14 protein-coding genes are annotated in these 19303 nt (G+C 55.9%); 11 read left to right on the forward strand and 3 right to left on the reverse strand.

The features are described 5' to 3' along the window. Positions 1-47: 47 nt before the first annotated feature. Together LVD14_RS05750 and LVD14_RS05755 are read right to left on the reverse strand one after the other, a co-directional pair. A complete protein-coding gene (locus LVD14_RS05750) occupies positions 48-521 on the reverse strand; it encodes a MarR family winged helix-turn-helix transcriptional regulator (protein WP_237133078.1) in 474 nt (157 codons plus the stop codon). A gap of 49 nt (positions 522-570) precedes the next feature. After that, on the reverse strand, positions 571-2547 hold the full coding sequence (locus LVD14_RS05755; protein ID WP_237133079.1) for a NosR/NirI family protein: 1977 nt from the start codon (positions 2545-2547) through the stop codon (positions 571-573). A 228-nt stretch (positions 2548-2775) separates the two neighbouring features. Here LVD14_RS05755 and LVD14_RS05760 point away from each other — a divergent pair, with 228 nt between their 5' ends. From LVD14_RS05760 to LVD14_RS05775, 4 genes are all read left to right on the forward strand, one after another. After that, positions 2776-4212 carry an ATP-binding protein gene (locus tag LVD14_RS05760; protein ID WP_237133080.1) on the forward strand — a complete coding sequence of 479 codons (1437 nt, stop codon included), beginning with the start codon at positions 2776-2778 and terminating at the stop codon, positions 4210-4212. After that, positions 4209-4604 (forward strand): response regulator, encoded by a 396-nt coding sequence (locus LVD14_RS05765; protein ID WP_237133081.1) that lies wholly within the window; start codon positions 4209-4211, stop codon positions 4602-4604. Before LVD14_RS05760 ends, LVD14_RS05765 begins: the two co-directional genes overlap by 4 nt. 2 nt (positions 4605-4606) lie before the next feature. After that, complete coding sequence (locus LVD14_RS05770) at positions 4607-6649, forward strand: response regulator (protein WP_237133082.1); 2043 nt, start codon at positions 4607-4609, stop codon at positions 6647-6649. Positions 6650-6712: 63 nt separating this feature from the next. Then, complete coding sequence (locus LVD14_RS05775; protein WP_237133083.1) at positions 6713-8938, forward strand: NADP-dependent isocitrate dehydrogenase; 2226 nt, start codon at positions 6713-6715, stop codon at positions 8936-8938. Between the two features lie 180 nt (positions 8939-9118). Here LVD14_RS05775 and LVD14_RS05780 read toward each other — a convergent pair whose 3' ends face one another. Then, positions 9119-9760, reverse strand: a complete 642-nt coding sequence (locus tag LVD14_RS05780) for a hypothetical protein (protein WP_237133084.1) — start codon at positions 9758-9760, stop codon at positions 9119-9121. A gap of 246 nt (positions 9761-10006) precedes the next feature. Here LVD14_RS05780 and LVD14_RS05785 point away from each other — a divergent pair, with 246 nt between their 5' ends. The 7 genes from LVD14_RS05785 to LVD14_RS05815 all read left to right on the forward strand — a co-directional run bounded on the left by LVD14_RS05785 (position 10007) and on the right by LVD14_RS05815 (position 19294). Then, positions 10007-10465 (forward strand): ATPase, encoded by a 459-nt coding sequence (locus tag LVD14_RS05785; protein ID WP_237133085.1) that lies wholly within the window; start codon positions 10007-10009, stop codon positions 10463-10465. 54 nt (positions 10466-10519) lie between these two features. Beyond that, positions 10520-11152, forward strand: a complete 633-nt coding sequence (locus LVD14_RS05790; protein ID WP_237133086.1) for a hypothetical protein — start codon at positions 10520-10522, stop codon at positions 11150-11152. Between the two features lie 52 nt (positions 11153-11204). After that, positions 11205-12650 (forward strand): serine hydrolase domain-containing protein, encoded by a 1446-nt coding sequence (locus LVD14_RS05795; protein ID WP_237133087.1) that lies wholly within the window; start codon positions 11205-11207, stop codon positions 12648-12650. A 90-nt stretch (positions 12651-12740) separates the two neighbouring features. Then, entirely contained in the window at positions 12741-13535 is a 795-nt protein-coding gene (locus LVD14_RS05800) for an SDR family NAD(P)-dependent oxidoreductase (protein ID WP_237133088.1), read from the forward strand. A 422-nt stretch (positions 13536-13957) separates the two neighbouring features. Further along, positions 13958-17068 (forward strand): TonB-dependent receptor domain-containing protein, encoded by a 3111-nt coding sequence (locus LVD14_RS05805; RefSeq protein ID WP_237133089.1) that lies wholly within the window; start codon positions 13958-13960, stop codon positions 17066-17068. 89 nt (positions 17069-17157) lie between these two features. Beyond that, positions 17158-18579 carry a tetratricopeptide repeat-containing sulfotransferase family protein gene (locus LVD14_RS05810; protein WP_237133090.1) on the forward strand — a complete coding sequence of 474 codons (1422 nt, stop codon included), beginning with the start codon at positions 17158-17160 and terminating at the stop codon, positions 18577-18579. A gap of 46 nt (positions 18580-18625) precedes the next feature. After that, positions 18626-19294 carry a putative 2OG-Fe(II) oxygenase gene (locus LVD14_RS05815; protein WP_237133091.1) on the forward strand — a complete coding sequence of 223 codons (669 nt, stop codon included), beginning with the start codon at positions 18626-18628 and terminating at the stop codon, positions 19292-19294. Positions 19295-19303 lie beyond the last annotated feature (9 nt).

Below are 19303 nucleotides of genomic sequence, written 5' to 3' on the forward strand. Positions count from 1 at the left end.
CTGCAAATGCAGTCGATCGTGCAGATAATGCTATTGGCCGCGAAACGTCAGTCGGTGTCGAGACCTTTCAGGTGTGTCAAAAACTGGTCCAGCTGCCGCTTGAGAGCGATGGCGTCCTCTATCGGATAGCCAACCTGGGTGAAAAGTTGTTCGGGTATGCAGGCGCACCGTCGGCGCAGGGCTTTGCCGGCGCGCGTCAGAAGTATGGTGACCACGCGCTCGTCATCGGTGCTCCGGCGGCGCTCAATCAACTCCATGGCCTCCAGGCGTTTAAGCAGCGGCGTCAAAGTGTTGGTGGCGAGCTGCGCGCGGCGACCAATGTGAGAGACGGTGCAGGGCTGATCCTCCCACAGAATCAGCAGCACGATATATTGCGGATAGGTCAGGCCCAGTGGCTCCAGCAGCGGCTGGTATAGTCTGGTAACCAGACGCGAGGCCGCATAAAGCGGAAAACATATCTGGTTGTCCAGCGCCTGCGCGTCGATGTCGGCAGGTATGGTGTTATTGTTATTGGCAGACAACAGGGCCTCTCCTCATGCGGGTCACGGGGACCCGGGTGTTATTGCTGTGTCATTCTGTGCGCAATTCCTTGTGGCGCACGATAATACGGCTCATATCGTGACGGCAGGAGCCGGCTTTCTTGATCAGCTTGTCTTCACAGATATCACAGCGTACACATTCCTTGAAGTCAATCTTCTCACGCCGGATGGCACCGGTGGGACAGGCATGTTCGCAAACGGTACACACGGTGCACTGCGGCACCCGCTTGATGCGCAGCGGACTGACAAAAGATACCACACCCAGCGCAGCACCGAGCGGGCAGACATAACGGCAATAAAAACGCGGTACAACCACACAGGCCAGCAGGATCGCCGCCAGGATGGCAAACAGCACGGCCGAACCACTCAGGAAGAACAGCGTGCCAAATGGCTCAAAGTACTGGAACACGGCGACATTGTTGGCGATCAGTGCGGCACCAATGATAAAAGCCAGGAAGCCGTATTTTAGATATATGGCCTTGTCATGGACCTTCTGCGGCATCAGTCGGCTGAATTTATGGCGCAGTCGCTTGGGCGTAAATCGGGTAATAATGTCCTGCACAGCGCCAAAAGGACACAGCGAGGAGCAGAATACGCGGCCCCATATCAGGGTGGTGACGACGGTAAAGACAACCAGCATGGTCAGTGGCAGGTTGTTTAGAAACACATCCGGTCCCTGCAGCAACACGCCAGTGATATGCGCCACCGACAGGAATCCTGCCTCCATGATACCCAGATACACCAGCGTCGCGGTCAGGGCCACCCAGCGCCAGCGTGAACTCTTGCGTAAAAAGGCGACCATCACCAGGGTGAAGATAAGCAGCGACATCAGTACGCTGCCCCAGGGCGTCACGCCCCACGGCGGATTGTTGATGAACTGCCGAATAGCGCTGTTTTCGGCGCGGATGATGCGCTCAATTTCCTGTTCGCTCAGGATGGGGTCGCCACTGGCAATGCGCGCACCCATGCCTACCGGCTGGAATGTCAGCTCATAGGGTTCCAGGCTGCCCAGCGGCTGATAAAAAATATTAAGCGGTTGAGTAATGTCATAGTTGTCGTCAATGACCAGCGCACCGGCGAATTCGGCTTGACCCGCAATCATACCGACGTCGGCATTACCCGCGGTAACCAGTCGGTTTGCCATTACGCGTCGACGCGGTGAACCATCCTGCTGCAATTGCATGCGGTCCTGGCGGAACTGCCCGAAGCCACTGCCGCCGACGCCAAGCAGAATCAACTGATTGCCACCCAGTTGGGCTGCCGCATCCCGTTCCGCGCGTGCGTAGGCCTGACGGCCGATAAAAAACTCACCAAGTGCCGGGTGGCCCATGTAAGTGAGTGTCAGCTGCAGCTCCTGGCCGCCAGGGATGGGCATGGTCAGCTGCTGTACAATGCCTTCCTCCAGCAACTGCTCCCAGGTGAATTGCTGCATATGTTCAAGAATTCGCTGTGAGCGGGCCACGTCGACGGCGTTATCCGGCGTAAACCCATTGTAGGCGGCAGCCACCCGGCGGGCAGCTTCCCGGACACCGCGGCTGATGGCGAAACTGGTGACGGTGGCACCGGCAATGCCGTCAATGTCCCGACGAACCTGGAAGTCATCACCGATATGTTTGCCCTGGTACTGTGCCTGAAATACCGGGTCGGCGGCAAAGTCGCCGACGGTGTTCACGTAGGATTCGACGTAATTGAGTATCTTGATACCTGTCAGCTCATTGTCCAGATTCACGCCTGCCAGCATGTCGATGGGTGCGCTGAAGCCTCGTTCTTCGGGGGGGATGTCCGCTGTCAGGAAAACGTAACCGACCAGCGTCTGTGCGCCCGAGTCCGGGTCGGTCTGGTAACCGCGATACACCGGCGGTTCGCCGGACTTTTCGGAAAATGAATCTGCTTCTGGCATGACCTGGGTCAGCCACTCCGGCTGCACCTCGGTGGAAAAAGGGGTTCTGACCGGATTGCCTTCAACGGGCTGGCGTGGCGGCTGAGCTGTGACCAGTGAGCTAGCCATCAGGCTAATCGCCAAAACAAAACCCAGTATGATATCAATCGCGCTGATGCGCGATCTGCCCAATCTGCCCAAAGAGAATACTCTGCCCCGGAGTGAATGCTTTGTGAGTCGCTTGAACATGAGAAATGAATGTCCTGCTGCCTGGAAAATGGCGGTAACTATACCCTTGCATCACCGGCAGTGGTATAACGGGGCAGTTAAAAATAATGACATTGTGTAACGGGCAGCATGGCAGTCACTTCCAGTAAATCACTCCAGCAGACATGGCGGTTGCGACCGCGCGCCATCACTCTCGCATTTGGTTATGCGGTCGTGGCCGGTCTCTGGATCTTCACTTCAGACTGGGTATTGTTTGCCATTTTACAGGACAGTGCAGCGGTCGAGCGCTGGAGCGTTGCCAAAGGCATCGCTTTTGTCACTATCACCGCGCTGTTTTTACTGGTGCTGATGTGGCGGACACTGGGGGTACTGGAAAACGCGTTCAATGCACTGAAGGCCTCCGAGCGACGCCTGAGCAGCAGTCGCTCACAGCTGTCCGCTGTGATCAACTCGGCGCGTGATGCCATCATCACCGTTGATGGCAACAGCTCTGTGCTGTCATTCAATCCAGCCGCCGAGCGCGTGTTTGGCTGTTCGGCACGTCAGGTGCTGGGCAAGTCTGTCAACCAGTTAATACCTACCGGAGTTGACGATAACACCCACGAGTTTCTGATCACCCAGGCGTTGCGCGCAAGTGGCGAAGATTTTCCGGTCGAAATGTCTGTGTCACGTGTCCGTGGTCGCTACGGTGTCATGTACACAGTCATTCTCCGTGACATCGGTCGCCGCCTTCAACAAGAGAAAGCATTGCGCGATCTGAATGAGAATCTGGAACGCAAAGTTGCTGAACGCACACGCGAGCTTCGGGATGCGGTTGTTCGTGCCCAGGCTGCTGATCGTCTCAAGTCGGCTTTCCTCGCCACCATGTCCCATGAGCTGCGCACGCCGCTCAATTCCATCATTGGTTTTACCGGCATCGTGCTTCAGGAGCTGGCCGGCCCTCTCAATGAAGAGCAGTCCCGTCAGTTAGGGATGGTTCGCGGCAGCGCGCGTCATCTGCTGGATCTGATCAATGACGTTCTGGACCTGTCCAAAATTGAGGCAGGTGAGCTTCAGGTGCGCAGCGAGCCATTTGATGCGCGGGAATCGCTGGAACGGGTGGTAGCGTCGATAAAACCCCTGGCAGACAAAAAAAATCTGCAGTTACATGTCAGTATAGATCCGGCAGTCGGTCTGATGATCAGCGATCGGCGCCGTCTCGAACAGATTGTCATCAACCTGCTCAACAATGCCATTAAGTTCACCGAGCGTGGGTCTGTCACGCTTGAGTGCCAACTGTTGGGTCAGGAACACGGCGAAAAAGAATTACGGGTCGATGTCAGTGACACGGGTATTGGCATCGAACCGGTGCACCTGAGCGGCCTGTTTCAGCCATTCAACCAGATCGATACCGGCCTGACCCGGGAGCACGAGGGAACCGGTCTGGGACTGGCTATCTGCAGGCGCTTGTGTGAACTGCTCGGGGGGCGCATCAGCGTCAGCAGCGAGCAGGACAAGGGCAGTCGATTCACCGTCGAGTTGCCTGCCAACCAGCCGCAAGAGACTGAAATAAAGGAGTTGCAGTGAACCAGAGTGTCTCTGATAAGCGTAGTCTGAAAATACAGCTGATTGAAGATAACGAGCAGAATCGCTACCTGCTGACTTTCCTGCTGCAGAACAAGGGGCATCAGGTGCTTGCCGCCATCGATGGCCTTAGCGGCATCGAAATGGCCCGCAGCAATGAGCCCGATCTTATCCTGCTGGACATTCAACTCCCGGCCATGCACGGCTACGATGTAGCGGCTGCCCTGAGACAGATCGATAGCCTCCAGCAGACACCCATCGTGGCCGTGACATCCTATGCCATGCCGGGCGATCGCGAAAAGGCATTGGCAGCAGGCTGTGATGGTTACATTGAAAAACCGATAGACCCTGAGACCTTCGTTGACGAAGTAGAGCGTTTCTGCCCGGGAAGCTGATAATGCAATTTGTGTTGGTGGTGGACGATAAAGAAGAAAATCGCTATTACCTTCAGGCCTTGCTGACGGGTTATGGCTATCAGGTGGCCGTGGCCCGGCATGGTGCCGAGGCGCTGACTCTGGCACGTCAGACACTCCCGGATATGGTCGTTTCCGATCTGCTGATGCCGGTCATGGATGGCTATACGCTGCTCCGCCACTGGAAAGCTGATCCGCAATTGCAGCGAGTCCCCTTTATTGTCTACACCGCCACGTATACACAGGCAGAAGATGAAGAGCTTGCGCTGAAGCTGGGTGCTGATGCCTTTATTCTCAAGCCTGCCGAGCCTGAAGATTTTGTGGCCAGCATTCGAGAGGTTGCCGACCGGGTCCGGCCGAGACAGCCAGGGCCTTTAGAGGGCGGCACGATTGAAGGCGCCAGTGATGAAGAGCTGCTCAAGCACTATAGCGAGACCCTGATACGCAAGCTCGAAGAAAAGAGCATGCAGCTCGAGGAGGTCAATGCCACGCTGGCAGCCAGCGAGGAGCGGTTTCGGTTGCTGGCGCAGGCGACCAACGACGCTGTCTGGGACTGGGATGTGACCAAGGATCGCCGCTGGTGGGGGGGCGGGTTCTCCAATCTGTTTGGCTACCGGGAAGGCACGGTTGCAACGTCGCGCAGCAGCTGGGCGGAATTGATTCATCCGGACGATCGTGTCGAGGTGCTCGCTAAATTTCGCCAGACACTGGCATCGGAAGACGACTGGCATGCGGAGTATCGATTCCGGCGCGCCGACGGCAGCTGGGCCCATGTCGAAGACCGGGGGCACCTGGTTCGCAATCAGCACGGCACCCCTGTACGCATGATTGGCGGGATCTCGGATGTCAGCTCTCGCAAGCTGCTGGAAGAGCGCCTGCACAATGCTCAGCGGATGGAGGCCGTCGGGCAGTTGACCGGGGGCATCGCCCATGATTTCAATAACCTGCTGACCGTTGTGCTGGGCAATGCCGAGTGTCTGGTGGAAATGCTCGAGGATCAGCCGGATGCGCAGTCTTTTGCGCGAATGATCACCGATGCCGCAGAACGCGGTGCCGATCTGACGCGCCGCCTGCTCACTTTTGCCCGCAAGCAGTCGCTGACACCGGCGCCGACTGATATCAACAGATTGATCAATGGCTTGCAGCCCATGCTGCAGCGAGTCCTGAATCGGCATATACGCTTCGAGTACAAACCTCAGCCCGGCCTGCCACCGACAATGATAGATGTGGCGCAAATGGAGAACGCACTGCTGAACCTGTGTGTAAATGCGCGCGACGCCATGCCCGATGGGGGTGTTCTGAAAATCGCGACCTCTTCCAGGCATCTGGACAAGGCAGAAAATCTGGGCGATGTCTCGCTGGCCGCAGGTGACTATCTGCTCGTATCTGTCAGTGACACTGGCGCTGGCATTGCGGCGGAATATCGCGACAAGGTGTTTGAGCCGTTTTTTACCACCAAGCCGGAAGGCAAGGGGTCGGGGCTGGGCCTGGCCATGGTGTATGGTTTTGTACGCCAGTCTGGCGGTTATATTGCAGTTGAGTCATCGCCCGGCGAAGGCGCTCGCTTCGACCTGTATCTGCCGGTGGTGGAAGCTGCCGACCAAAGCTCACAGTCCTCCCGTGCCAGTCAGGGCATCGCGCTGGGGTCGGAACGGGTGCTGCTGGTCGAGGACGAACCGCAGGTGCGAGAACTGGCCAGGGTAAGCCTCGAGTCTCTGGGATATCAGGTGACGGTGGCAGAGTCGGGTGAGCAGGCCCTGGCCAGACTGGAAGCCGCGCAGAATAGCGACATCAGAATCGACCTGCTGTTCACCGATGTGCAGATGTCCGGAATGAATGGTACCGAGCTGGCGGCCCGGGCTCTGGTCCGGCAACCTGGACTGCCGGTGCTGTATACCTCAGGTTTTACCGGCTCTGGCGAGCGCGGCCCCTTGCCGCATACGGACTTCCCGGTTCTGGGTAAACCCTACCGGCGAGCCGAGCTGGCCGAGGCTGTTGCGCAGGTATTTGGGCGCTCCGCTCAGTAGTGCTATACTCCGCACCACTTTTTTCACGCGATTCCACCCAAATTCAAAGAAGTAGGAAACACTATGTCGAACGATGGTGCCAAGATTATCTACACCGAAACCGATGAAGCGCCACGCCTGGCAACATACTCTCTGTTGCCCATCATTCAGGCGTTTGCAAAGGCTGTGGGCGTTTCGGTGGAAACCCGGGACATCTCACTGGCTGGCCGCATTATCGCCAACTTCCCGGAGTATCTGAACGAGAATCAGCGAATTGGTGATGCCCTGCAGGAATTGGGTGAGCTGGCCAAGACGCCAGAAGCCAATATCATCAAGCTGCCTAATATCAGTGCTTCTATCCCGCAGATGACCGCGTGCATCAAAGAGCTGCAGTCACAGGGTTACGCACTGCCAAACTATCCGTTTGAGCCGCAGACTGATGAAGAGCGTGATATCAAGGCGCGCTACGACAAGATCAAGGGCTCTGCTGTGAACCCAGTTCTGCGTGAAGGTAACTCTGATCGCCGGGCACCGGCATCCGTCAAAAACTACGCCAAAAAGCATCCGCACCGCATGGGCAAATGGAGCAGCGACTCCAAAACTCACGTGGCGCACATGCACGAAGGCGACTTCTTCGGCAGCGAACAGTCCACGACCTTTGCCAAAGCAGACGAGCTGAAGATTGTCCTGAAAACAGCGAATGGCGAACAGGTGCTGAAACCCTCCGTTAAAGTGCTGGCAGGCGAAGTTGTCGATGCGGCCACCATGAGCGCTGCCAAGCTGCAGGATTTCTTTGCACGTGAAACGGCTGCCGCCAAAGACGAAGGTGTGCTGCTTTCATTGCACCTGAAAGCCACAATGATGAAAGTGTCCGACCCCATCATGTTTGGTCACGCCGTCAAAGTGTTTTTTGACAAAGTGTTCAGCAAGCACGGTGATATCTTCAAGACACTGGGCGTTGATGCGACCAATGGTTTTGGTGACGTAGTCGCCAAGATTGCCGAGCTGCCTGCCGACAAGCGTGCCGAAATCGAAGCCGATATTCAGGCGGCCTACAACGATCGCCCTGAGCTGGCAATGGTCAATTCCGACAAAGGCATTACCAACCTGCATGTGCCCAGCGATGTCATTATCGATGCCTCCATGCCTGCGATGATTCGTGACTCAGGCAAAATGTGGGATCGCAACGGCGAGCGTCAGGACACCAAGGCAATGATCCCTGATCGTTGTTATGCCGGTGTCTACCAGGAAACCATCAACTTCTGTCGTGAAAACGGCGCTTTTGATCCGGCCACCATGGGTACTTGCCCGAACGTTGGCCTGATGGCGCAGAAGGCCGAAGAGTACGGTTCACACGACAAGACCTTCGAAATTTCTGCCAATGGCACTGTTGTGGTGCTGAATCAGGCAGGCGAAACCGTTTTTTCACACGATGTCGAAAAAGGTGACATCTGGCGCATGTGCCAGGTGAAAGATGCACCGATCCGTGATTGGGTCAAACTGGCGGTAACGCGTTCACGCCTGGGCGGCATGCCTGCCGTATTCTGGTTGAATGAAAAACGTGCTCACGATGCCGAGCTGATCAAGAAGGTTAATGAATACCTGAAAGAGCACGACACCGATGGTCTGGATATCCAGATCATGTCGCCCGAAGATGCCACGCGTCACACACTGAAGCGCATGAAAAATGGTGAGGACACCATCTCAGTAACCGGCAACGTGCTGCGGGACTACCTGACCGACCTGTTCCCGATTCTGGAGCTGGGTACATCGGCCAAGATGCTGTCCATTGTGCCGCTGATGAATGGCGGTGGCCTGTTTGAAACCGGTGCCGGCGGTTCGGCGCCCAAGCACGTGCAGCAGTTTGTTGAAGAGAACTATCTGCGTTGGGATTCACTGGGTGAGTTCCTGGCGCTGGCAGCCTCACTGGAGCACCTGGCACAGCACGCCGGCAACAAAGGCGCACAGATTCTGGCCGATGCACTGGACAAGGCAAACGCCAAGTTCCTGGACAATGACAAGTCACCGGCTCGCAAGATTGGTCAGATCGATAACCGTGGCAGTCACTTCTACCTGGGCATGTACTGGGCTGAAGCCCTGGCCGCGCAGGACAAGAATGCCGAGCTGGCCCAGCGTTTTGGCAAGCTGGCCGAGTTCCTGACTGCGAACGAAGACAAGATCGTCCAGGAGCTTAATGGTGTGCAGGGTTCACCAGTAGAAATCGGCGGGTACTACCAGCCCAATGCAGACCTGGTATCCAAGGCCATGCGTCCTTCAGCCACGCTGAATCAGGCGCTGGCCTCACTGTAAGCAGGCGCTGAGCTGCAGCTGGCCGCATACTGATCGGCCGGTCAGAAAAAAAGGCGACCCCACATAGCGAGGTCGCCTTTTTCACATCCATGTGACACATCCGTGTCAATTCATCCGTGTTTCAGTCTTCCCCTTGAGAACTGCTTTTAAATGTTCCCGTCAGGTGCACAGCTTTGCCTGTCAGGCCGTGCCGTCATCTGACATGTCATCGTCAGAGTCGTCCGATGAATCATCGGTGTCATCATCATCAACGAAACCGTCGTCATCCGTATCCTGTTCATCATCGATAAAGCCATCGTTGTCATCGTCAATTTCCAGTGCCGTATCGGAAACTGTCAGTCCGCGAACGGCGACCAGACCCAGCATGCCGTTGTACCAGTCGCTGATATCAAGCGGATTGCCTTCCGGGACAGTAAGTACTACGCCCAGCTGATAGAGCCCCTCCGGCAGAAACTCAACATCAACAACGTCGATCTGGAACAGGTTGGCGGGCTCTGTATCGGCCACGTCACTGATGGAAACCGCCTGAAGAACAGCATCCGGACCAAATATCATCAGATAGGCGTCGACCTCGCCGCTGCTGATCAGCTCGGCGCCACGCGGGAAGCGAACATCGATGTCCAGCAGGTCGCCTGTGTAAAAAATCTGTCGGTTGGCCTGAATGATGGCCTTCACACCGTTAGAGGCGTTGCCATGACCCAGGTTTTTATTCTTCCCTGGTGCATTATCCGAATTACCCTGTGCAAACGCTGGTTGCAGTCCGGCAATACTAAGTGCAAACGCACAGACAAGCAGACTCAATGTTTTGTTCAGGTTTTTCATGAGACGTATCCTCGTGTATTGACATGTAACAACATTGACGACTCAATCAGGGGGTTTATTCCTGATTGCTAAAATTTCCTGATATCCAATCGCAAAGTCAGACGCCTGGATCACTCTCGATGGGTATCGCAATTACGCGAGCAAGTAAAATTGCTAACGATTTACATTTGGTAGCGAGCCAGTGCCATTAGCCGTCAGCCAACGCCTGTGTTACTGTTCAAGACCAACATCGGAGGAGCAAAGTCAATGGAAATCAAGACGTTTGGTAATCTGATAGAGTGGACTCGTATCAAGCACGCCGAGCTTGCGAAATGCCTGACACATGCCGCTGACAAACACCCCGACCAGCGCACGGCCATGTTATTGCACTATCTTGCATCCCAGGAGGCACGTCTGGACAGCATGGTGACGGTATTTCAGGACAAGGCAGATCCCAAGGCGCTGGATATGTACGCCTACGACATGAACATGCACAATCCGATTACGACGCACATGGACATCGACGATCATTATGTGCGGATGAACGCAGATGAAATCCGGGAAGAGGTGTTTGGATTTCATGACCAGATCGCCGAGCTGTTCCGCGCCATGATCGCCAAGGCAGAGATCCCGGAAGCTTCAGATCTGCTGCGCGAGTTCCTGGATATGGAGGTCAATGAGTCGAAACTGCTTGTCCGGCAGACCGAGCGGATGGATGATATGTAGGCCCTGTTTTGAATCCCCTTACCACCACGCCACACTAATGAAAGGAGTTCCAAAATGAAAAGAATCGCACCACTCCTGGCCGCCATCGCACTGACTGGCTTTTCTACAACTGCATTGCCGCAGGACAACAGTCTCAGCTTTTTTATTACCAGCGTCGGCAGTGGCGATGGGGCAAATCTGGGAGGACTGGAAGGCGCTGACGCACATTGTGCGGTGCTGGCCGAAGAGGCTGGCGTTACCGGCAAAACCTGGCGAGCCTATCTCAGTGCCCATGCCGCCAACGGTAATCCGGCTGTCAACGCACGTGACCGTATCGGTGATGGTCCCTGGTATAACGCCAATGGCGTTCAGGTAGCCTCCAGTGTTGATGACCTGCACAGCGAGAACAATCAGCTGAGCAAAGAAAACTCTGTCGACGAAAACGGCAATGTTGTAAACGGTCGCGGTGACACGCCCAACCGTCACGATATCCTCACGGGCAGCACCGAAGACGGCTACGCCACGGATGCAACCTGCAATAACTGGACGTCTAACGGTGAAGGCAGTGCCCAGGTTGGCCATCATGATCGCACCGGTGGCGGCGCCAATCCGACATCCTGGAACAGTGCCCACGGCTCCCGCGGCTGCAGCCAGGAGAACCTGGTCGGCACCGGCGGCGATGGGCTGTTTTACTGTTTTGCGCTGTAAGGCTGTCCATTAACCGTCGCGGCCCCGGCAGGCGGCCAACAGGAGCAGGCTCATGAAAACCTTGCATGGTACCGGCATGGCACTTTCCGCTGTGTTGATGTCCTTGTTGCTGCTGCCGCATGCTGTGGCCCAACAAAGCGAACAGTACGACTACTGGGCGCACCAGCGGGCCATGATCCAGCGTGGCCAGCAGGCCATCTTCATGTGCAATGGCCTGTTCACCAGCGAACGTACGCTGGAGCAGGTTTTTGCTGATGAGCTGGCATTTTTGCGCGAACCAATCGGGACCGCGTCCGGCGGCGATTACCAGATCGACTGGGAGCGTCGTGCTGTAGAAGTGGGCGCCGCTGATGGTGTGCCTGTCATGCGGGCGGCATTTCGGGACGGTATCGGCTGCATCATCCTTGCACCTGATCAGACGCTGGCCGATATCGACACCCTGCCGCAATTGACGCTGCCGGCTCCGCCCGGTGATGCGGCTCAGATACCCTGGCCGGACGGTGACCTGATCGAATCAGAGGAGCTGCCCGATAATATAAATGCCACTGCACTGCAGGCGGCTTCGGACTGGGCGTTCGACCGACCCACTGCCGAGCAGAACACCATCAGTCTGTTGGTCGTCTATGAGGGCCAGATAATACTCGAGCGTTATGCACCAGGTTTTGACATGAGCACTCGCACCAGAACCTGGTCCACTGCCAAGAGTATCGCCTCGACACTTATAGGCATGACGGTTGATGAGGGACTGCTGGCGCTGGATGAGCTACTGGACCTGGAATGGTTACCAACAGTTGGTTCCGCCGACTCTGATCCTCGACAAAAAATTACACTGCGCCATGTTCTGAATATGAGCAGCGGTCTGGAAAGCGTTGACAACAACGGCATGGAATACGCTACCGGATCGGGCCTTTCCTACTGGGCCGGCGCCAGTTCAGTCCATGGCGCCCTGCAACGCGCCATGATCCGGGCGCCAGGCACTCACTGGGATTACGAAAACTACGACACATTGCTGGCTGTTTATGCCATGAAGCGGGCACTTGGCGATGAGCAGGTCTACGCGGAATTCCCACGACGGGCGCTGCTCGACCGGATCGGCATGCGCAATACACTGATCAGCACCGACCGCTTTGGCGACTTTGTGCTGAGCAGTCAGGTTTACACCAATGCCAGAGACCTGGCGCGCTTTGGCTTGCTCTACCTCAATGGCGGAATGTGGAATGATCAGCGGCTGATTTCCGAGGAGTGGATTGCGTTTTCACGCACTCCTGCGCCGGCAACCCTGGGTCGTGGCAGTCAATACGGAGGTCAATGGTGGCTGGTGCCAGAAGGGCGCAATGATGTGCCAGCGGACGCTTACACCACCAATGGCAACCGTGGGCAGTATACGGTCGTGGTCCCATCACACGACCTGGTCATTGTGAGACGGGGCCTGGATTACGGCCGTCAGGGTTTCAATCCCTGGGATTTGACGCGCGAAGTCATAAAAGCCATCCAATAGCTGACAGTCTGAACGAAAAGCATGGTCCAGGACTGAGCTGTGCTGTCAGGCACTCAATCACAGGGCTAACTGCCCGGGAGGAGCTGAACCATGTCCAAACGTCTTGCCGCCATTACCGGCGCCACTAGTGGTATCGGCGCAGCTTATGCAGAGGCATTTGCACAAAAAGGATACGATCTGCTGCTTACCGGGCGACGTGAGCCGGAACTGCAGGGCCTGGCTGAGCGATTGCGTCACGACCATGGTGTGGAGGTGACCCTGCAGCTGGGTGATCTTTCAGACCCGCAGGACCGGCATGAGCTAGTGCAAACGATTGAGGCACTGCCTGACCTGGACGCTCTGGTCAATAACGCCGGTTACGCCGAAGACGGCAGGCTGGGAGAGGTGGCCTGGGATAAACACCAGGCACTGATTGATGTACACGTAGTGGCAACCACTCAGCTGTCCCACGCAGCGCTACCTAATTTGCTCAAATCCAAAGGCATGCTTATCAATGTCGCTTCGGTGGCCAGCTGGATACCAACCGGGCAGAGCGTGCTTTACGGTCCCACCAAGGCTTATGTGCGCAGCTTTACCGAAAGCGTCGGTCTGGCCTATCGCCGTGATGGTCTGAAAGCCCTGGCGATATGTCCGGGGTTCACCATCACCGACTTTCACTCGCGAATGGGCATTGATCCCGACCGTTTCTACAAGAAGAAAGGATTCACCCGAGCGTGGACGGCCGACCAGGTGGTGGCACGATCATTCCAGGATATTGAACAAGGTAAACTGATCTCAATACAGGGCTGGAACTACCGGCTGCTCGTGTTTCTGATGCGGCATCTGCCAATGAGCTGGATGCTGGCTGCCCTTGGGCGTTCCGAGTCGGCCCGGTTCAGTAAATAACGATATCACAGAGACGGGCAGAGAGCCTTCTGCCCTTCAGGTTGTGCACATTGTTGTAGCATCTTGTGACAAAACCTGAGCTCAGGCGATTCGACTTGGTGCGCCGGCTGCAAATTTTTCCCTTGAAATGCATATAAGTTCATCATTCCGTCATAATGCGTAGTTTGCACTTTTGGTGCATACGTAGCTCGATAACGGTGCCAATTCTTGTCCCTTCAGCGCCGGGTATCACAACACTTTGCCGGTTTATGCACTGAATTAGTGATTCGTAAAATTCATCGCGCCCCGTTTTGGATGCGCCAAATACCACCCTGCAAAACGTGCATGATTTTCGTGGTGGCACGAAAGATGCTCCTATCCCTCTGACTGTTTCAACTACCCCAGATTTCGCTGGACTTGACCTAGTGTATGAGGATTCCGCTATGCCCACCAAGAATGACAAAGCATCCGCAAGAGCCGCTACACCCTTTAAGGTAAAAATGCTGTCTGCAGCCATATCCGTATCCATGTTTCCCGTTGCGGCGCCCGTTGCGTTCGCCCAGGATGAGCCGCAGCTGGAAGAGGTTGTAGTAACGGGGTCGCGTATCACTCGATTTGAAGGCGATTATGTTGCACCAGTATTATCGCTGGGGGCCGAGCAAATGGAACGCTCAGGCAAAGTCAACGTAGAAGATTTTGTCAGCGAAGTGGCTGCACTGGTAGGTTCTGAAGGCTCCTATGAAGGAGCTGACGAGGGTGGCGCGATGACCGGTGTCAACGCCCTGAATATGCGAAACCTGGGTACCAACCGTACGCTTGTGCTGGTCAATGGCCGGCGCCATGTCAGTGCCATCGCCACAGGTGAGCCTCTGGTGGATACCAATACCATTCCGACAGCGCTGATTGAGCGCGTGGACGTGCTGACTGGCGGTGCCTCGGCGGTATACGGTGCTGATGCGGTCTCGGGTGCGGTCAACTTTGTCCTCAAGGATGACTTTGAAGGTTTTGACATGCGCACCCAGGGCAGCATGTCAGATCGTGGTGACTCAGAGGACTACTACGCATCATTTGTCTGGGGCAGTAACTTTCATGAGGGGCGTGGCAATATAACTGGCAGCTACGAGTTCCGCAGGCAGGAGAAGCTGGAAATATTCGAGCGCGACTTTGGTCTGGAGAACCGCCAGTACCTGGTAAATAACCCGGCAGAATTCCGCAAAACCGACGATCCCAATGTGCCGGACCGCATTGTAGCCGGACAGCGCCATTACATCTTTACATCACCCGCTGGTCGTTATGACATCATGGGAACCGACGCGACTACGGGAGAGGAGATTGGCTTTGGCGACCTGACCCTTAACTCGCAGGGCAACCCCTATCGACTGGGTACTCCTGTTTCCGGCGCACACTATATCGGTGAAGGCGGTGATGGTACGCCCACAGCATATTTCACCAACCAGTTTCTGCCGGAAACGGAAGTGCATTCGGTCAACGCGCTTGGTCGCTATGATCTGACGCAGGAGATGACAGCGTTTACCGAACTCAAGTACGTAAAAACAGATGCTGTCAGTCCCAGAAACTCTTCGTTTACCTCGGCGCTTGAGCTGACACTGGATAACCCATTCCTGTCAGACAGCTTCCGTGAGGTGCTGGCTGGCGTCAACGACCCAACCATCAGCCTTGCGCGTGACGACCTGGAGATGCGTTCCGTCGATGACAATACGCGCGAAACATTCCGTGCGGTCGTAGGCCTGCGCGGGGATCTGACTGACTGGCTGAACTATGAAGTATCTGCTAATTACGGACGAACAGACGTCCGGGCAAGCATTTCCAACATGCGCCGTGAGGACCGTTACTTCGCTGCTATTGATGCCGTTGTCGATCCGGCCACCGGCCAACCGACCTGCCGATCGAATCTGGATCCAGGCGCCGTGCCCCCGAATGACGATGTGGTGTCTTCGTGGAAGCCCACTGCCTGGGGTGTTCCCGCCAATATGACGTTCACCCCAGGGGCCAACAGCGGCTGTGTTCCATTCAATCCATTCATAGATGGTACACCTGGGTATTTTGCGTCGGGCAATCTACCTGACTCTGCGCCCAACGCCGCGGCAATTGATTTCATCACTGGTAATGGTGTTCCACTTGTGAACCGCGGCAAGATTACACAGACAGTAATGAATGGTTTTGTCGCGGGCAACACTGGTGGTCTTGGACTTGAGTTGCCAGCTGGGCCGGTCGATTTTGTGTTTGGTGGTGAATACCGCGAAGAGAAGATCGTCAATGACATTAACGACATCAGCAGTAACATCAACGCCCTGACACAGCTAAATTTTGAGCTGGACAGCAAGTCGTCTTACGACGTCAGTGAATTGTTTACGGAAGTATCGGTACCTGTGTTCGACGATCTTGGACCGTTACTGCAGGCGCTGCGACTGGATGGCGCCTATCGTTTCTCGGATTATTCAACCATCGGCCAGACCAGCGCGTTCAGTGTGGGTATGAACTGGACGTTAAATGACAATTTCATTGTTCGCGGCTCTCACGGTCAGTCGGTGCGCTCGCCCAACCTTGAGGAGCTGTTCTCACCGGACAACGAAGCCTCATTCCGTCCGGATGACGTGTGCGAACAGACCAACCTTGGCATTCAGACACCCACCACTGTTGCCAACTGCGCGGCGGTCCTGAGTGCGCTTGGTGTTGACCCGGCGACCTTCATCAACGCCTACCCGGTTGGCCGGCCAGGCGTAATCGGTGGTAACCCAGACCTGATGGAGGAGACCGCTGATACTGATACCATAGGTCTGGTATTTACGCCGACCTTCCTGCCTGACTTTGTTGCGACGCTGGATTACTGGAAGATATCCCTGGATCAGGGCATCCTTTATCCCAGCGATGACGAGATTGTTGAGCAGTGCTACAGCGCCGCAACACTGGATAACCCTTTCTGCTCTCTGTTCACCCGGGTCTCACAGGGTATCGAGGGTGTCGTCGGTGTGGTTGACGCACTGGAACAGCGCCCCGTCAACGTGAGTCAGATTCAAACCTCAGGTTATGACTTCAGTCTCTCGTATCGCACTGAACTCGGCTTTGACGCCGGATCGCTTTCGCTTTCCTTTGCGGGCACCAAGCTTGAAGAACTGTTGACGCAGCCGACTGTTGCGCCACGACTGGTCGACGAAGTTGGGCAGGTGTCGACACTGCTGGGTGGCCAGGCCCCGGAATGGGTATTCAACCTGGATGCCGTCTGGGAGCGTGGGCCAATCTCACTGGCCTACGGTGCTCACTACCAGAGTGGTCTGGATCGCTACACGGCTGAAGAAATCCAGCGCTCACCGGATATCTCTGAACTGCTGGGTACCAAGAACCTGTTTGTCCACGATATCCAGGCGGACTACCGCTTCAGCGAAGGGCTGCGCGCCTACGCTGGTGTCAATAACCTAAGCGATCGCATGCCCGATGTCACATACCTGAATGTGCCAGTTGGTGCCCGTGGTCGTGTTGTATATTTAGGCCTGAACGTCAGCTTTGAAAGTCTGTCGGGATTCGGCTTCCTGTAATGGAGTTGGCGCAGTTGCCTCAGCAAGGCGCCTCACAGGCATGGACGCCTGCCTGCTCCCGGGCTGCACGCTCGCGGAACTGGCCACTCATGCAACAGATTGCGAGTGCCTGGACACGCGCCGAACCTGATTCGGTGCAGGCCTGGCAGTCGCTTTCGCATGCCTGCTTTGAACAGAAATTTTTTACCGAGTCGCTGGATGCATTCGATGTGGTTTTATCGCTGGACCCGGACAACTTCCGGCATCACGTCAGCGCGGCGCGGATTGCTACAGCTGCAGAGCGTTATGAGCGGGCCCAGCGTCACCTGACCCTGGCTGGCCGCATGCAGCCTAGCGCCAGTGAAGTACTGCTGGCATCGTGCCGACTTAACTACCTGACCGGTAATCTGCAACAGGCAGAACAGGATTGCCGACAGGCGCTGGCTGCCAGTCCGACGCTGGTGCCTGCCTACATCACGCTTGGACAACTGTGTCAGGGGCGTCTGCGACGGGAAGAAGTCGCGGCCATTCAGCGGCTGCTTGCGCAGACCTGGCTGCATCCGGAGTATCGCGCCGCGCTGCTGTTTACGCTGGGCGAGGCATTGGATCATGTTGGTGAATACGGTGCCGCGTTCTCTGCCTGGCAACAGGCAAATCGCGTCAACATGCAGTTGAGCCAGCAGGAAGGGATTGCCTATCAGCGCGACGAACAGGAGCAGGAGCTGGACATACTAATATCCCTGTTCCCGCCTGGCACTGGCAGTTCAGTCAGTCATAAAAAGGCTGCAGGCACGGAGTCACCGCAACCGATATTTGTGCTGGGTATGCCGCGCTCAGGCACCACGCTGGTTGAATCCATACTGGCCTCGCATTCGACGGTGCATGGTGGCGGTGAACTGCCGATGCTGCCAGAGATTCACGATGAATTGATTGCCATGGCGCGCCGCATCGGCATCGAGGAGACCCGCAATGTGATGCAGCGCAAACTGGCGCGCTGGCGCGAGGCATATCTGGCTGCATTGCCAACACCAGCTGAAGGTGACGCGGGTGAGAAGCCCGGGTGGATCGTCGACAAGCAACCGTTGAACTTCCGCTCAATTGGTCTGATACGCCTGCTGTTTCCCGACTCCCCTGTCATCGCTACTGAGCGTGATGCGCTGGAGATCGGCTTGTCGATATACCGCCACGATTTCTCCAAGAACTGGCCCTGCGCCCATCGACTGGAGGATATCGGCCATTACCTGGGGCTTCACCGGCGACTGATGGCGCACTGGTATGCCCTGGCACCCAATCACATTCATCGACTTGAACATGCCGACATGATAAAAGATTCATCAGCGGAGATTCGAAACCTGCTGGCATTTGCTGGATTGTCCGAAGAGCCGGCCTGTTATGAGCCACATAAAACACAGCGTGCGGTGAGTACCTTCAGCGCCGTTCAAGTGAGACAGCCAGTCTCGGCCGCCTTCAGCGGACGTGCCAGGCATTATGTATCGTACCTGGAACCTTTGAAGAAGAATCTTCCTGCATGATCGTTTCGATGTAATTTGCTGGTCTGTTACACCCGCCAGGAGCACCATGGGTCAACTCATTCAAATGTTCAGCCACCCGGTCATCACCATTGATGACTTCCCGGAGCTGGACGCAATTGCTGACAAATTCTACGACAAGGCCATGCAGCTGAAGGCAGAGTACCCGGATGCCGGCCTGATCAGTGACGCCTGGCACAGTGGCCAGCGTGCAAAAAGCCCGCAGGATATCGAACAGCACGGTTTTACATCCTTCTACAACGTCAATCTGGTGAAACGGCCCGACTTTGAGTTCATGAACCGTGCCGCCATGGCCGTGTTTGGTGAATACATGCGAGTGGTCGGCAAGCCCGAAGTGGGCATGCACCTGGGCAGTGCCTGGGCATCAATATACGGCAGGGGACATTACATCCCGCAACATACTCATCCGATGGCGCATCTTAGTATGGTGTTTTATGCAGCAGCGACCGAGGGCACCGGACAGCTGATATTTGAAAATCCGGCTCGCGGACATTTTCAGCATTTTTACCCGCCGGAAATCTGCTGGATGCCCTACCGTTACAGTGTGCAGCCCAAAAAGGGACTGTTTGTGGTGTTCCCCAGTTATCTGACCCACAACACCGAGCCTCACCAGAGTGACGAGTATCGCGTTATTTACTCGGCCAACGTGCAGCTGGCTTTCAGTAAACCTACCGATGCTGACAAAAATCCCTATTAAGCCTGTCTG

This window comes from Pseudohongiella sp. O18, from assembly GCF_021729085.1.
Lineage (GTDB): Bacteria > Pseudomonadota > Gammaproteobacteria > Pseudomonadales > Pseudohongiellaceae > Pseudohongiella.

Coding starts and splice junctions, on each gene's coding strand:
- LVD14_RS05755 (WP_237133079.1), bottom strand. CDS start 2,547: ATGGCTAGCTCACTGGTCACAGCTCAGCCGCCACGCCAGCCCGTTGAA.
- LVD14_RS05760 (WP_237133080.1), top strand. CDS start 2,776: ATGGCAGTCACTTCCAGTAAATCACTCCAGCAGACATGGCGGTTGCGA.
- LVD14_RS05770 (WP_237133082.1), top strand. CDS start 4,607: ATGCAATTTGTGTTGGTGGTGGACGATAAAGAAGAAAATCGCTATTAC.
- LVD14_RS05775 (WP_237133083.1), top strand. CDS start 6,713: ATGTCGAACGATGGTGCCAAGATTATCTACACCGAAACCGATGAAGCG.
- LVD14_RS05780 (WP_237133084.1), bottom strand. CDS start 9,760: ATGAAAAACCTGAACAAAACATTGAGTCTGCTTGTCTGTGCGTTTGCA.
- LVD14_RS05785 (WP_237133085.1), top strand. CDS start 10,007: ATGGAAATCAAGACGTTTGGTAATCTGATAGAGTGGACTCGTATCAAG.
- LVD14_RS05790 (WP_237133086.1), top strand. CDS start 10,520: ATGAAAAGAATCGCACCACTCCTGGCCGCCATCGCACTGACTGGCTTT.
- LVD14_RS05795 (WP_237133087.1), top strand. CDS start 11,205: ATGAAAACCTTGCATGGTACCGGCATGGCACTTTCCGCTGTGTTGATG.
- LVD14_RS05800 (WP_237133088.1), top strand. CDS start 12,741: ATGTCCAAACGTCTTGCCGCCATTACCGGCGCCACTAGTGGTATCGGC.
- LVD14_RS05805 (WP_237133089.1), top strand. CDS start 13,958: ATGCCCACCAAGAATGACAAAGCATCCGCAAGAGCCGCTACACCCTTT.
- LVD14_RS05810 (WP_237133090.1), top strand. CDS start 17,158: ATGCAACAGATTGCGAGTGCCTGGACACGCGCCGAACCTGATTCGGTG.
- LVD14_RS05815 (WP_237133091.1), top strand. CDS start 18,626: ATGGGTCAACTCATTCAAATGTTCAGCCACCCGGTCATCACCATTGAT.